At 70.0% G+C, this 13458-nt stretch carries 13 protein-coding genes; 9 read left to right on the plus strand and 4 right to left on the minus strand.

What is annotated here, in order from left to right; genetic code table 11:
- The first annotated feature begins 2 nt into the window (after positions 1 to 2).
- From xseA to ACU6XJ_RS08065, 3 genes are read left to right on the plus strand one after another with little or no spacing between them, the layout of a single operon-like run.
- Positions 3 to 1253: an exodeoxyribonuclease VII large subunit gene (xseA, locus tag ACU6XJ_RS08055; protein WP_476308164.1), complete on the plus strand. Its 1251-nt coding sequence runs from the start codon at positions 3 to 5 to the stop codon at positions 1251 to 1253.
- Positions 1254 to 1265: 12 nt separating this feature from the next.
- Positions 1266 to 1628 (plus strand): sugar ABC transporter substrate-binding protein, encoded by a 363-nt coding sequence (locus ACU6XJ_RS08060; protein ID WP_476308165.1) that lies wholly within the window; start codon positions 1266 to 1268, stop codon positions 1626 to 1628.
- A gap of 12 nt (positions 1629 to 1640) precedes the next feature.
- A complete protein-coding gene (locus tag ACU6XJ_RS08065) occupies positions 1641 to 1928 on the plus strand; it encodes an exodeoxyribonuclease VII small subunit (protein ID WP_476308167.1) in 288 nt (95 codons plus the stop codon).
- Here ACU6XJ_RS08065 and ACU6XJ_RS08070 read toward each other — a convergent pair.
- Positions 1925 to 2539 (minus strand): DUF4245 domain-containing protein, encoded by a 615-nt coding sequence (locus ACU6XJ_RS08070; RefSeq protein WP_476308169.1) that lies wholly within the window; start codon positions 2537 to 2539, stop codon positions 1925 to 1927. The two genes, ACU6XJ_RS08065 and ACU6XJ_RS08070, sit on opposite strands and share 4 nt — an antisense overlap.
- A gap of 218 nt (positions 2540 to 2757) precedes the next feature.
- On the opposite strand from ACU6XJ_RS08070, the gene glpX reads away from it, so the two are divergent.
- On the plus strand, positions 2758 to 3807 hold the full coding sequence (gene glpX / locus ACU6XJ_RS08075) for a class II fructose-bisphosphatase (protein WP_476308171.1): 1050 nt from the start codon (positions 2758 to 2760) through the stop codon (positions 3805 to 3807).
- A 53-nt stretch (positions 3808 to 3860) separates the two neighbouring features.
- Here glpX and ACU6XJ_RS08080 read toward each other — a convergent pair whose 3' ends face one another.
- Positions 3861 to 5333: an RNA polymerase sigma factor gene (locus ACU6XJ_RS08080; RefSeq protein WP_476308172.1), complete on the minus strand. Its 1473-nt coding sequence runs from the start codon at positions 5331 to 5333 to the stop codon at positions 3861 to 3863.
- 407 nt (positions 5334 to 5740) lie between these two features.
- Between ACU6XJ_RS08080 and ACU6XJ_RS08085 the strand changes: the two genes are divergently transcribed.
- Together ACU6XJ_RS08085 and ACU6XJ_RS08090 are read left to right on the plus strand one after the other, a co-directional pair.
- A complete protein-coding gene (locus ACU6XJ_RS08085) occupies positions 5741 to 6508 on the plus strand; it encodes a S1 family peptidase (protein WP_476313854.1) in 768 nt (255 codons plus the stop codon).
- Positions 6509 to 6832: 324 nt separating this feature from the next.
- On the plus strand, positions 6833 to 7474 hold the full coding sequence (locus ACU6XJ_RS08090; RefSeq protein ID WP_476308174.1) for a L,D-transpeptidase: 642 nt from the start codon (positions 6833 to 6835) through the stop codon (positions 7472 to 7474).
- Positions 7475 to 7897: 423 nt separating this feature from the next.
- Here ACU6XJ_RS08090 and ACU6XJ_RS08095 read toward each other — a convergent pair whose 3' ends face one another.
- Complete coding sequence (locus ACU6XJ_RS08095; RefSeq protein WP_476308176.1) at positions 7898 to 8911, minus strand: NAD(P)/FAD-dependent oxidoreductase; 1014 nt, start codon at positions 8909 to 8911, stop codon at positions 7898 to 7900.
- A gap of 107 nt (positions 8912 to 9018) precedes the next feature.
- Here ACU6XJ_RS08095 and ACU6XJ_RS08100 point away from each other — a divergent pair, with 107 nt between their 5' ends.
- Together ACU6XJ_RS08100 and ACU6XJ_RS08105 are read left to right on the plus strand one after the other, a co-directional pair.
- Entirely contained in the window at positions 9019 to 10413 is a 1395-nt protein-coding gene (locus ACU6XJ_RS08100; RefSeq protein ID WP_476308178.1) for a class II fumarate hydratase, read from the plus strand.
- A gap of 115 nt (positions 10414 to 10528) precedes the next feature.
- Complete coding sequence (locus tag ACU6XJ_RS08105) at positions 10529 to 12040, plus strand: ATP-dependent DNA ligase (protein WP_476308180.1); 1512 nt, start codon at positions 10529 to 10531, stop codon at positions 12038 to 12040.
- Positions 12041 to 12103: 63 nt separating this feature from the next.
- On the opposite strand, the gene ACU6XJ_RS08110 is transcribed toward ACU6XJ_RS08105, so the two are convergent.
- On the minus strand, positions 12104 to 12658 hold the full coding sequence (locus ACU6XJ_RS08110; protein WP_476308182.1) for a VanZ family protein: 555 nt from the start codon (positions 12656 to 12658) through the stop codon (positions 12104 to 12106).
- Positions 12659 to 12827: 169 nt separating this feature from the next.
- Here ACU6XJ_RS08110 and ACU6XJ_RS08115 point away from each other — a divergent pair, with 169 nt between their 5' ends.
- A complete protein-coding gene (locus tag ACU6XJ_RS08115) occupies positions 12828 to 13457 on the plus strand; it encodes a hypothetical protein (RefSeq protein WP_476308184.1) in 630 nt (209 codons plus the stop codon).
- Position 13458 lies beyond the last annotated feature (1 nt).

Consider the following 13458-nt stretch of genomic DNA (forward strand, 5'->3'; position numbering starts at 1 on the left):
AGTTGGCGGACAAGACCAGCCCGGAGCAGCCGTGGCCGGTGCGCACCGTGGCGCGGCTGATCTCGGAGTGGATCAACCGGCTGGGCGCGGTGTGGGTCGAGGGCCAGGTCACGCAGATCTCCTCGCGGCCTGGGACCGCCACCGCCTTCATCACGCTGCGGGACCCGGCCGCCGATGTGTCGCTGAGCCTGACCTGTTCCAACGGCATCCTGCGCGGCATGGAGCCGCCGCTGACCGACGGCAGCCGCGTTGTCGTGCACGGCAAGCCCTCGTACTTCGTCAACCGCGGCTCGCTGAGCCTGCGGGTGGACGAGATCCGCGCGGTCGGCGTCGGCGACCTGCTGGCCCGCATCGAGCGGCTGCGCAAGCTGCTGGCGGCCGAGGGCCTGTTCGACCCGGCCCGCAAGCGGCGGCTGCCGTTCCTGCCCGGCTGCATCGGCCTGATCACCGGCCGCGCCTCGGCGGCCGAGCACGACGTGCTGACCAACGCCAAGGCGCGCTGGCCCGCGGTGCGGTTCCGGGTGGAGAACGTCGCGGTCCAAGGCGCGCTTGCGGTTCCGCAGATCGTGGACGCGCTCGCGGTGCTGGACAAGGACCCCGCCGTCGATGTGATCGTGCTGGCCCGCGGCGGCGGCAGCGTGGAGGACCTGCTGCCGTTCTCCGACGAGACGCTGTGCCGCGCGGTGAGCCAGTGCCGCACCCCGGTGGTCAGCGCGATCGGCCACGAGCCGGATACCCCGCTGCTGGACCATGTCGCGGACCTGCGTTGCTCGACGCCCACCGCGGCGGCCAAGCGGATCGTGCCCGACGTCGCGGAGGAAACCACGCGCATCCACCAGCTGCGGGACCGCGGCCGACGGGCACTACACGGATGGGTGGATCGCGAATGCCGCCTGTTGGACGCACTGCGCAGCCGTCCGGTCCTCCGCGACCCGCTGGCCGGACTCATTCGCCGTGCAGATGACGTTGCCGGGTTGCGTGATCGGGGCCGCAGGGCAATGCTCACAAGCCTGGTTGCAGCGGAAACCACCCTGACGGCAACGAGATCTCGCTTGACGACGCTGGGTCCGGCCGCCACTCTGGCCCGCGGGTACGCAGTCGTTCAGCGAGTCGGCACCGCCGATGGGGGCACCAATCCGGTGTTGCGCTCGGTCGCCGACGCACCCGAGGGGACGCAGGTGCGCATTCGCCTCGTCGACGGAGCGGTACACGCACAGGTTCGGCTGGTGGAGGACTTGACCGGCACCGAGTGAGAGGGAGGCAGCGTGACACGACCGACGTTCCTCCCGCTTACCGTGCCCGTGATCGCCGAGCGGGCACCTGCCCTGCACGGCAATGCGCTGGCTTTGGACACCGCGGCCCAGGAATGCTGGCAGACCCTGTTGGCGGGCTGCCACACCCGCGGCACCCTGCCGGAGGTACTGCGCCGGTTCTCTGCCGAGGTGTTCGCGTTGGCCGACACCGACCGCGCCGTCCAACGCAGGCGGGTGGCCAACGCGGAGAGCAGGATCCGTGACGCGGTGCTCGACGGCGACGGCGCCGAGTTCGCCGAGGCCTTCGTCGGTTACGACCAGGCCATCGCCACCGTCGTAGTGTGTGCGGCGAACCGACTCGCCAGCCACTCCTGATCCACCCGGCGAGTGGGCGTCCCGCAGACCACCGAGGAGCACCGCAGCGTGACCGACGAGAGCACTCCCCCCGGCGCCGCCCACGACGACGGCTTGGACGCCGTCACCTATGAGGCGGCACGGGACGAACTGGCCGATGTGGTCCGCAAGCTCGAGGCGGGCAACCTCAGCCTCGAACAGTCGCTGGCCCTGTGGGAACGCGGCGAGGCCCTGGCGCGCCGTTGTGAACGCCACCTCGCGGGCGCCCGCCAACAGGTCGAAACCGCCCTCGCCTCGGCCAAGCAGGCCGACCGCGACTAGCTGTTGGGCCGAGTGATGATCGGGGCGTTGACCGTAGCCGTCGCAAGCTCGCGGAACTCGGCGTCGTCGCCGTTGCCGGTGATCAGCAGGCGGACGCCGTCGATCTCGGTGACCCAGGCCAGTTCGGAGCGTTCGGCGGGGTAGACAGTCCAGGTGCGGCCCGCGGCGTCCACGGTGCCCATCGACTCGCGGCGGTTGCGGGTCTCGAAGGCCACCAGGTCGGGCTCGGGCGCGGTCGACTGGGACAGCCGGACGTAGCGGCCGCCCTCGGTGATGGCGCCTATCCGGACGGCCCGGTGGGCGCCGTTCTCGCCGACCCGGCTGGAGTTCGCCGAATTCACCCGCCAGCCCAGGGGCAGTTGGGGCGAGCGGACGCCGAAGTCCACCTGGGAGGCATAACTACGCAGTTCCTGGCCCATATCAACGGTGGGCACCATCCCGCCCTCCACCGAGGGGCCACCGGGACTGAACGAGCAGCCCCTGGAGAAGCCGACGATGGCGAGCACCAGCAGCACGAGCGGAATCATCGACGCGACCAGGTGCCGCGAGGTCATCGCGCCGCGCTCGGGCTTGGCGTACAGCCGCTCGGGCTGCTCGGGGTGTTGCGTCACGCTTCCATGCTTGCACGTCATGGCCCTGTGCCAGGCATCACGGTCGCCGCGAATCGGTTCACCAGGCGGGTGGCGCCTACCAGGGGCGATCGTCTGCGAGGATCGCTCGTGTACTTACACAGGCGCCACGCCCCGTCCGGCCACTGACGGGGTTCCATTCGTGTTTTGGCTGGTCGGCAGGTTCACTGGCGATCGGCTGCGCTGATCAGGGAGGCGGAATGACTACGACCACCGAACGCCGTCGGGAGGCCCCCGACCGCAACCTCGCGTTGGAGTTGGTCAGGGTCACCGAGGCGGCAGCGATGGCCGCAGGCCGCTGGGTCGGCCGCGGCGACAAGATCGGCGGCGACCAGGCCGCGGTCGACGCGATGCGGAAGCTGATCGGCACCGTCTCCATGCGGGGCGTGGTGGTGATCGGCGAGGGTGAGAAGGACGAGGCGCCGATGCTCTACAACGGCGAGGAGGTCGGCAACGGCGACGGCCCCGACTGCGATGTCGCGGTCGATCCGATCGACGGCACCACGCTGATGAGCAAGGGCATGCCCAATGCGCTGGCCGTGCTCGCGGTGGCGGAGAAGGGCGCCATGTTCGACCCGTCCGCGGTCTTCTACATGGAGAAGCTCGCGGTCGGCCCGGAGGCCGCCGACGTGATCGACCTGACCGCGCCGGTCGCCGAGAACATCCGCCGGGTGGCCAAGGCCAAGTCCACCGATGTCTCCGACGTGACGGTGTGCATCCTGGACCGGCCCCGGCACGAGAACCTGGTGCACGAGGTGCGCGAGGCCGGTGCCCGCATCCACTTCATCTCCGACGGCGATGTCGCGGGCGCCATCTCGGCCGCCCGGCCCGGCACCGGCGTGGACATGCTGATCGGCATCGGCGGCACGCCGGAGGGCATCATCGCCGCCAGCGCGCTCAAATGCGTCGGCGGAGCCATCCAGGGCAGGCTGTGGCCCAAGGACGACGAGGAGCGGCAGAAGGCCATCGACGCCGGTCACGACCTCGACCGCGTGCTCGGCACCGACGACCTGGTGCGCGGGGACAACGTGTTCTTCTGCGCCACCGGCGTCACCGACGGCGACCTGCTGCGCGGTGTGCACTACCGCTCCGGCGGCTGCACCACCCAGTCCATCGTGATGCGCTCCAAGTCCGGCACCGTCCGCCTGATCGACGGCTACCACCGGCTGAACAAGCTGCGCGAGTACTCCTCGGTCGATTTCGACCGCAAGCACGGCTTCGACGACGAGGAACTGCCGCCGCTGCCGTAGGGAAACGCGGTGAGTGCGGCACCTGGGCAGGTGCCGCACTCACTGGATGCGTCTCAGCAGTCGTCGCCCGGAACCGGCCCTGCGTTGGACCCGGTCGGTTCCGGCTTCGGCAGGTGCGTCGTCGGGGTGGGGGTCGGCGCGGGCGTCGGGGTCTGCGGGGTCGGCACGACCAGCGGCGACGGGGGCGGGGTTCCGGTGGGGGTCGACTCGTCGCAGCGACCGCCCGGTTCCTCGTCCGCGGTGTTCTTCACACCTTCCGCGGTGCCGCCGGTGGTGCCCGCCGGGTCGTTCGGCCCGTCCGTTGGTCCCGGCTTGCCCCTCGGGTCGACCGAGGTGCTGCCGGGCGCCGAGGAGGAGCCGCGGGTGCTCGGTGTCGATGAGCCCGCCGAGGACGACGGGTGCGCCGAGGCTTCGGCGGGCACCCCGAGCACGATGCTCGTCGGAAGCTCCGAGCTCGGGTCCGGCGCGGACGACCGGTCGGCGCCGGTGACGGGGGCCGCCACCTTCGGCGGCGGCATCGAGACGACCTCGTTCTCCGGCGGGGTGTTGCCGAGGCTGACCAGGCCGATGGTCACCGCGACGGTGCCTGCCGCCACGGTGTTGCCCGCGCGCTGCGAGCTCATCACGACCTGCTCGGTGACCGAGTTGAACCAGGCGGGCGGGTTCACATGCTGGGCGAGCCACAGCACGACGTTGTTGAAGGTGCCGCCGGTGCCGCCACCGCCGAGGTAGGCGGCCGCCGCGACCGGTCCGAGCACCGCGGCGCTGACCTGGGTGCGCATCCTGGCCGACAGCTCGTTCAGTTCGCGGTGCAGGGTCTTGCAGGGCAGACAGGCACGCAGGTGCGCGGTGAGCGCGGGGGTGACCGCCACCCGGTGGCCGGTGGCGCAGTCCAGGATGCGTTCGGCGTACTGCTGGCAGCCGGGCTGGGCCCGGTCGTTGATGTGCGCCTTCAGGTACGCGCGGCGCAACGCGTGGCGGGCCCGGTAGGCCAGCGCCGAGACACCGTTGGGCTTGAGGCCGAACTGAGCGGCGAGCACCCGCGGCGACTCGCCCTCCACCTCGGTGTGCCAGAGCACGGCGCGCCAGCGTTCCGGCAGTTCGGAGAAGGCCCTGGCGAGCAGGCCGCGCTCGTCCACGATGCGCCAGGAGTCGCCATCGGAGCGCAGGTCGTGCTCGTCCAGCGCGGCGGAGAACTCCTCTTCCCCGGTCACGTACTCGCGTTCGCTGTACCGGCGGGCCGCGTGGTTGCGGATGGCCACCAGCAGGTAGACGCGGAATCCGTCGACGGGGCCGCGACCGCGGCGGAGTGCCTCGAGAACGGTGGTGAAGCCCTCGGCGACCAGGTCCTCGGCATCGGGCTCGCCACGGCAGTATCGACGCACGAAACGGAGGGCCGCGGCTCGGTGCCTCTGGTAGAGCACATCCAGTCCCGACAGATCTCCGGCCCGGATCTCGACCAGGATCTGCTCGTCACTGCGTCCTTCGATGCCGTCATGCAACGACACTGCCGATGTTGCTGTCACACCAGCTCCTGTCTGAACCCCCGGGCCCGTGACATCCCACTGACAGTAACTATTGCCGCTGCCACACCCCAAGTCGAGGGTCATCCGCAGGAATGAGGGTCCGTAACACACTCTCGTTGAAAAGTTGGCCACATCGTGGACAGACCGTTCCACATCACGGGATCAGAACTGAAACTGTTAACTTGGCTTCCTTTTACTTCCCAGCTATGTGCGGGAAACGCGGAAATTCGAGAAAGCTATGGGGCCATTGCGTACACAAATAACTTAACACTTGACCGGAACCTGTTGTTCCGGGTGTTCTGAGCAGGTCTCAACCTACGAAAGTGGGTCGGCATTCCCCCACTTGGAGTACCTCGTTTCAGGCTGCCCCGGTGGAGGGCACCGGGGCCATACGAGAGGGCAGACAATTGCGCAGACGCTCCCTGCTCATCGGTCTCATTTCCGCAGCTACCGCACTTGCCGGCCTGGCAGCCCCGGCATACGCGACCGAACGGCCCACCACCGTTGAGCCATACATCGTCGGTGGTACCGACGCGACGGAAACCTATTCCTTCATGGCCTCGCTGCAAACCGCTTCCGGCAGCCACTTCTGCGGCGGTTCGCTCATCAAGGCGAACTGGGTGGTGACCGCCGAACACTGCGTGGCGAACCAGAGCCCATCGGCAATCCGCGTGCGAATCGGCAGCAAAGACCGCACTGCGGGCGGCACAGTCGCCCGAGTTTCGCGAATTGTGCACAACCGCAACGGCGACATCGCATTGCTTCAGCTGAGCGCCTCGGTCCGCCAGGCTCCGGTGCCGATCGCGGCCACCTCCGGGCCCGCGGGCACGGCCACCAGGATCATCGGCTGGGGACAGACCTGCCGGACTCGCGGCTGCGGCTCGGCGCCGCGAATCCTGCAGCAGCTCAACACCTCGGTCATGCCCGACGGCGACTGCGTCGGCATCCGCGGCGCCTCCGAGATCTGCACCGACAATCCGAACAACAACAGGGGTGCCTGCTACGGCGACTCGGGCGGGCCCCAAGTCAAGAAGGTCAACGGCGCGTGGCAGCTGATCGGCGCCACCAGTCGCTCCGGCAATGGCAGCCCGGTCTGCGCCACCGGTCCGTCGATCTACACCGACGTGCCCGCCTACCGCGGCTGGATCAACCAAAACACCGGCTCACGCGGCTGATCGGGTCGCAGACCTTTCACCGAGGAAGATCGGCCTCCGCCCGACGGGCTTGCACTGGGACACAGGGATTTCCTACCCTCCGCAGTCCGTCGGGCGTTTAACCGCCACTCGTCCGGGTAGACCAATCCCAGAGGTTGCCCGGACCGGGTGCTGGTTGATACCGCAAGCCGTCACCAGCAGTAATCGTTCCCGTCGGGTGGGTGGCCCGTGTACCGCCCGATTGGCGTACGAATTATCGGGAACGTCCGAGCAACCCCCAGCGATAAGTCGGCGTCTACTTCGCGTAGCACGGACAAAACCGCTGGCCATGGCAGGCTTGGACGGTTGAACGAGATCGGGGGAACCATGTCGCGTCGGTACGGCATGAAGACGGCGGCAACACTCGCAGCGGCAACCGCGACACTGCTTGTGGCGGCGGGATGCACGGAGAAGAACGGTTCGGCGCCCGCGCCGCAGCCGGTCGCAAGCTCCACCGCAGCGCCCACGAGCGTCCCGGCCGAGATCGCCCCCACCACGGTCCCGCCCACCACGGTGGCTCCGAAGCCGAAGCCGCAGGCCGAGCGGGTCCAGGCGCAGGCCGCGAAGACCGAGAAGAAGAAGCCTGCGGCAGCCGTCGGGGCCCCGTGCTCCGCAGCGGCGCGCGCCTGCATCGACCTGTCGGCCAACAAGGCGTGGCTGATCGAGGGCGGCAAGGTGGTCTACGGCCCGGTGCCGATCACCAGTGGCAAGAAGGGCTTCCGCACTCCGGTCGGCACCTTCCGGGTGACCTGGAAGGACATCGACCACAAGAGCCGGGAGTTCGACAACGCACCGATGAACTACTCGGTGTTCTTCAACGGCGGCATCGCCTTCCACGAGGGCAGCCTGAGGCAGCAGTCCCACGGCTGCATCCACCTGTCCCGCACGGCGGCACAGCGGTTCTTCAGCTTCCTGTCCCCGGGCCAGGTCGTCCAGGTGGTGCCGTAACCCGCTCGATCCTCAACATCCGGAAGTCCCCAAGCCCCGCTTGGGGACTTCTGCTTTTTTCGCGATTCCCGCACTCCGGCAGCGCACAGCGGACCGCGCCCGCGGCGGATCTCCCCGGAAACCGCATCATGATCTCCTGCGTCGTCATGATGACGCCCCGGGAGATCATGATGTCGCCTTGGGGAGGGCTGCGGAAGCTCCCCCCGAATCGAGCCTAGTGGTGCGCGGACTGGCCTTGGGGTTTTCGGCTCCCGGCGAGTCCAACGGCTCGGTGCGCTGTTCGGAGGGCTCCACGTTGCCGGCGCGAGTCCGACAGCTCACGCGTTGTGGCACCACTGGGTCGACTCCCGGCCTCGCCGCATGCACCATCCGCGCCTGGTTCCTGCCTGCGTGCATCCGGGCGTCCCCGGGGGGGGGCCGGGGTCAGGTGGCGTTGGAGGAGTGGCCGGGGAAGAGGTGGGCGTCGGGGTTGAGGGCGACGGTGATGTTGTTGACGGCGGTGGCGGCTTCGCCGAAGCCGGTGGCGATCAGTTTGACCTTGCCGGGGTAGGCGGCGATGTCGCCCGCGGCGTACACCAGGGGGCGGGCGGTGCGCATGGTGGTGTCGACGACCACGGCGCGGTGGTCGATGTCCAGGCCCCAGGACTCGATGGGGCCCAGGTCGGCGGTGAAGCCGAGTGCGGCCACCACGGTCTGGGCGGGCAGCAGTCGGCGGTCGCCGCCCTTGAGTTCGATCTCGGCTCCGGCCAGGGTGCCTGCCTCGTCGTGCAGGGCGATCACGGCGGCGTCGGTGATGATCTCCACGCCCAGTTCGCGGACCTTGTGCACGGTTCCCGCATGCGCGCGGAAGGTGGCCCTGCGGTGAACCAGGGTGACCGATCGGGCGATGGGGTGCAGAGACAGGGCCCAGTCGAACGCGGAGTCGCCGCCGCCGACGATGACGACGTCCTGACCCGCGTGCACGTCAAGCTGCGGCACGAAGTGCACGACGCCGCGGCCGAGCCAGCCGTCGCCCGCGGGCAGCGGGCGCGGGCGGAACTCGCCCATGCCCGCGGTGATCAGCATGGACTTGCAGCGCACCGTCGAGCCGTCGGCAAGGCCGATGGCCAGGCCTTCGCCCTCGGTGACCAGCGTGCGGGCCTGCCTGCCGAGCAGGTAGCCGGGCTTGTACTGGGCGGCTTGGTCGACGAGGCCGTTGACCAGGTCGCGGCCGCGGACGGCGGGGAAGCCCGCTACGTCGAAGATCAGTTTTTCCGGGTACATCGCGGTGATCTGCCCGCCGGGTTCCGGCAGGGCGTCGATCAACGCGACGGACAGATCGCGGAAGCCCGCGTAGTAGGCCGCGAAAAGTCCGGTGGGCCCCGCCCCGATGATCGCCAGATCGACCTCGGTGAGCGGAGTCTCTGCCGTGGAGCCTGCTGTGGTGGGAGCGTCCATTCGGCACCTCCTGCGATCGACATTAGTCGGATCCGACAGGAAAGGTCGGGAGGTGACTCACATCGGAATGACCGGCGTCGGTTCCGAACGCGGTCCACACTGAAGCCATGGGAGAGCAGGAGTTCCGGATCGAACACGACACCATGGGCGAGGTACGGGTACCGGCGGACGCGCTCTGGCGGGCCCAGACGCAGCGTGCGGTGGAGAACTTCCCGATCTCCGGACGCGGTCTCGAGCGGGCCCAGATCCGGGCGCTGGGACTGGTCAAGGCAGCGTGCGCGCGGGTCAACGCCCGCCTCGGCGTGCTGGACGCCGACCTCGCCGCCGCCATCGCCACGGCGGCGGACGCGGTCGCATCCGGCGAGCACGACGGGCACTTCCCCATCGACGTGTTCCAGACCGGCTCCGGCACCTCGTCGAACATGAACGCCAACGAGGTGATCGCCACGCTGGCCACCCGCGAGCTTGGCAAGCCGGTGCACCCCAACGACCACGTGAACGCCTCGCAGTCGTCCAACGACGTCTTCCCCACCACGATCCACCTCGCGGCGACCGAGGCCGTGCACGCCGACCTGCTGCCCGCCCTGGAACAGCTTGCCGCGACCCTGCGGCAGCGCGCCGGGGACTGGGCGGACGTGGTCAAGGCGGGCCGCACCCACCTCATGGACGCGGTGCCGATCACGCTGGGCCAAGAAGCAGGCGGCTGGGCCACCCAGGTCGACTACGGCGCCGCGCGGCTGCACTCGGCGGTGCCGAGGCTGGCCGAGTTGGCCATCGGCGGCACCGCGGTGGGCACCGGGCTCAACGCCCCCGCGGGGTTCGGCGCCGAGGTGGCGCGGGAACTGGCGGCCACCACGGGACTGCCGCTCACCGAGGCCGCCGACCACTTCGAGGCCCAGGGCGCCAGGGACGGGCTGGTGGAGGCCTCCGGGCAGCTTCGCACGGTCGCCGTGAGCCTCTTCAAGATCGCCAACGATCTGCGCTGGATGGGCTCGGGGCCGCGCACCGGCCTCGCCGAGTTGCAGCTACCCGACCTCCAGCCGGGCTCCTCGATCATGCCCGGCAAGGTCAACCCGGTGATCTGCGAGGCGACCATGATGGTGGCCGCCCAGGTGATCGGCAACGACACCGCCGTCGCGTTCTCCGGCGCCCAGGGCAACTTCGAGCTGAACGTGATGATGCCGGTGATGGCCCGCAACCTGCTGGAGTCGGTGCGGCTGCTGGCCGCGGTCTCCCGGCTGCTCGCGGAGAAGGTGCTGGCGGGCGCGGTCGCCGACGAGCAGCGCCTGCGCGAGTACGCGGAGTCCTCGCCGTCCATCGTCACCCCGCTCAACCGCTACCTCGGCTATGAGGAGGCCGCCTCGATCGCCAAGCAGGCGCTGGCCGAACGCAAGACGATCAAGGACGTGGTGCTCGAACGGGGCCACGTCGAATCGGGCACGCTCACCGCCGAGCAACTGGACGAGGCATTGGACGTGCTGCGGATCGCCTGCGGCGGTTGATCCAGCGGGCAGCCGCACCCCCAAAGCGGCTGCCCGCTCACTTCAAGGAAGTACTGCGCGCGACAAACATGACGTTCGCGCGGAAATTGTCCGCCGCGCCAAGTACGGTGCGAACGTGCTGCTCACCGAGGTCGTGGAGACATCAGCCGCGGTCGCGGCCACCCGGTCGCGGCTGTCCAAGATCGCCTCGCTGGCCGATCTGCTGACGGCGGCGGCCGGGCCGGAGGAACTCGCCGTCTGCGTGGCCTATCTGACCGGGGAGACCCGGCAGGGCCGCATCGGCGTCGGCTGGGCGGCGCTGTCCAAGCTGTCCGTACCTCCCGCGGACACCGCCACCCTCACCCTGGCCACTGTGGACAGTCTGCTCACGGAGCTGGCGGGCACCACGGGGACGGGCTCGGGGGCGCGGCGGGCGGAGCTGCTGGCCGGGCTGTTCGGCGAGGCCACCGCGGCGGAGCAGCAGTTCCTGCTCCGGCTGCTCGGCGGCGAGTTGCGGCAGGGCGCGCTGGAGGGCGTGATGGTGGAGGCGGTGGCCAGGGCAGCCGAGACCCCGTCGGCCGCGGTGCGCCGCGCGTTCATGCTGTCCGGCTCGCTGCCCGAGACGGCCGCGGCCGCGCTGCGCGGCGGCGAGGCCGAGTTGGCCGGTTTCGGCCTCCAGGTGGGGCGGGCGGTGCGCCCGATGCTGGCCTCCCCCGCCGAGTCGCTACAGACCGCGCTGAGCGAACTCGGCGACTGCGTCGTCGAGTACAAGATGGACGGTGCCAGGATCCAGCTGCACCGCACCGGCTCCCAGGTGCGGATCTTCACCCGCACGTTGCGCGAGATCACCGCGAACGTGCCGGAACTGGTCGAACTCGCGCTGCGGCTCCCCTGCGATGCCGTGGTGCTGGACGGGGAAACCCTGGCGCTCACCGACAGCGGCAGACCGCGGCCGTTCCAGGAGACGATGAGCCGCTTCGGCTCGGCTCAGCACGAACTGCTGCTGCGCCCGTACTTCTTCGACTGCCTGCACCTCGACGGCGAGGACCTGCTGGACCGGCCGCTGGCGGAGCGACTGGCCGCGCTGGACCAGGTCGCCGCGGAGTACCGCATCCCCGGCATGGAGCGGCCCGACGCCGAGCAGGCCGCGGGTCTGCTGGACGGCTCGCTGGCCGACGGCCACGAGGGCGTGATGGTCAAGGACCTCGCCTCGGTGTACGCCGCGGGTCGGCGCGGGAAGGCGTGGCAGAAGGTCAAACCCGAGCACACCCTTGATCTGGTGGTGCTGGCCGCGGAATGGGGTCACGGCCGCCGCAGCGGCTATCTCTCCAACCTGCACCTCGGCGCCCGCGACCCCGACGGCGGGCCGCCGATCATGGTCGGCAAGACCTTCAAGGGCCTCACCGACGAACTGCTGGCCTGGCAGACCGCGGAGTTCCCCCGGCACGAGACGCATCGCGACGACCACACGGTGCACCTGCATCCCGATCTCGTGGTGGAGATCGAACTGGACGGCGTGCAGACCAGCCCGCGGTATCCCGGCGGGCTTGCGCTGCGCTTCGCCAGGGTGCTGCGGTACCGCCCGGACAAGGAGCCCCGCGAGGCCGACACCATCGACGCGGTCCGCGCGCTGCTGCCCGGTCAGTAGGGCGGGGATGCGGACGGCCCGAGCACGCCCAGCGGCGGCAAGGCCATGGTCGGCAGCGGCCCGTCAGTGCGCCATCGCGGACTTTCGGCCTGCGCGCAGCACCAGGTTGACGACGGAGGCGGCGAGCACGGCGACCACCCCGCCGATGGTGTTGTTGTAGAAGTCCTGGGCCTCGCACACCCCGAGCCGGGCAGCCGCCTGCACAAGCTCCACACCGCCCGCGACGCCCGCGCAGGCCAGCATCATCAGCACCGGCCGCCGGGTTGCCAGCGTGCCGAAGAACGCGAACGGCACCAGCATCGCGAAGTTCAGCCGCTGGCGGGCACTGGCCAGCGCGAAGTCGTTGTGGATGCACCGCCGCAGCGGGTCCAGCGTGTCGAGGTCGGCGGCGAAGATGCCGGGTCTGGCCAACGTCACCGCGAGCGCCATGGCCAGCCCGAACCCGGCCAGCGCCGCGGGCACCCTGCGCCACCCCAGCCTGCCCGCCACCGCGAAAGCGGCCAACGCCAGCACGCTGCCGCCCAGCACCATCGCCGCGGAGACCAGCGGCTTGTTCAGGATGTAGTCGGCCAACTGCGCGTCGTAGCTGGTGAACATCTCGCTCCTCACAGATCGCACTCCGCGCACCGCCGGAGATCATCGGCACCGGGATCGTCACCCCGGGAAATTCCATGAGGGCCCCTCGCATAGACAGACGCACGCGGTCGCCCGAGGTTGGCTCGAGGTGCCCGAAACTCGGTGTGTGACTGCCGCTGAACTGCGCAAACCGGTGCTAACGTCACCGATCATGTGCGTCCTGTCCAGACAGACAGCGATCCTGCTCACCCTCCTTCTCACCACCGTCACCGCGGCCTGCTCGACACCCGGACCCGCACCGACGTCCTCCCCGCCGACGGTCGGCAGCACCGCGCCCGCCGGGCTGCCCGGCGCGTGCGAGACGGTGCCCGAGGCGGATCTGGTGCGGATCATCGGCGGGCCCGCGGCGGGCGAGGGCATGGCCGAGGACCTGCCCGACAACTCGGTGCGAAGCTGCTTCTGGGAGTGGACCAATCCGGACCTGGTGGAGGACGGGGACATCCAGCCCGCGACCAGGCGGCTGGCGGTGGACGTCTCGCTGCACCGCGACCACCCCGAGTTGGGCAGGGGCACGGCCCGGGCGGAGGAACGACTGCGCAGGCATGTGGAGCAGGAGCAGGACAGCGGCCCGCAGCGCATCGAGGGTCTGGCCGATGAGGCCTACTGGTGGCGCTATGAGGGGCAGAACTTCGTGCTCGCGGCGTTCCGCAAGCACAACGTCGTGGCCGAGGTGGAGTTCAGCGGCACCGACTACGACCACGGCAGCCCCGTCCCACTGTCGGGTGACGCCGCACGGGACGCCGCGGTGGCCGCGGCCAAGGCGGTCGCCGCCGCGCTGTGAC

Source organism: Actinorectispora metalli (genome assembly GCF_056323685.1).

Excerpts from the sequence above, each read along its gene's own strand:
- glpX (WP_476308171.1), top strand. The coding sequence starts at position 2,758 with ATGACTACGACCACCGAACGCCGTCGGGAGGCCCCCGACCGCAACCTC.
- ACU6XJ_RS08095 (WP_476308176.1), bottom strand. The coding sequence starts at position 8,911 with ATGGACGCTCCCACCACAGCAGGCTCCACGGCAGAGACTCCGCTCACC.
- ACU6XJ_RS08100 (WP_476308178.1), top strand. The coding sequence starts at position 9,019 with ATGGGAGAGCAGGAGTTCCGGATCGAACACGACACCATGGGCGAGGTA.
- ACU6XJ_RS08115 (WP_476308184.1), top strand. The coding sequence starts at position 12,828 with ATGTGCGTCCTGTCCAGACAGACAGCGATCCTGCTCACCCTCCTTCTC.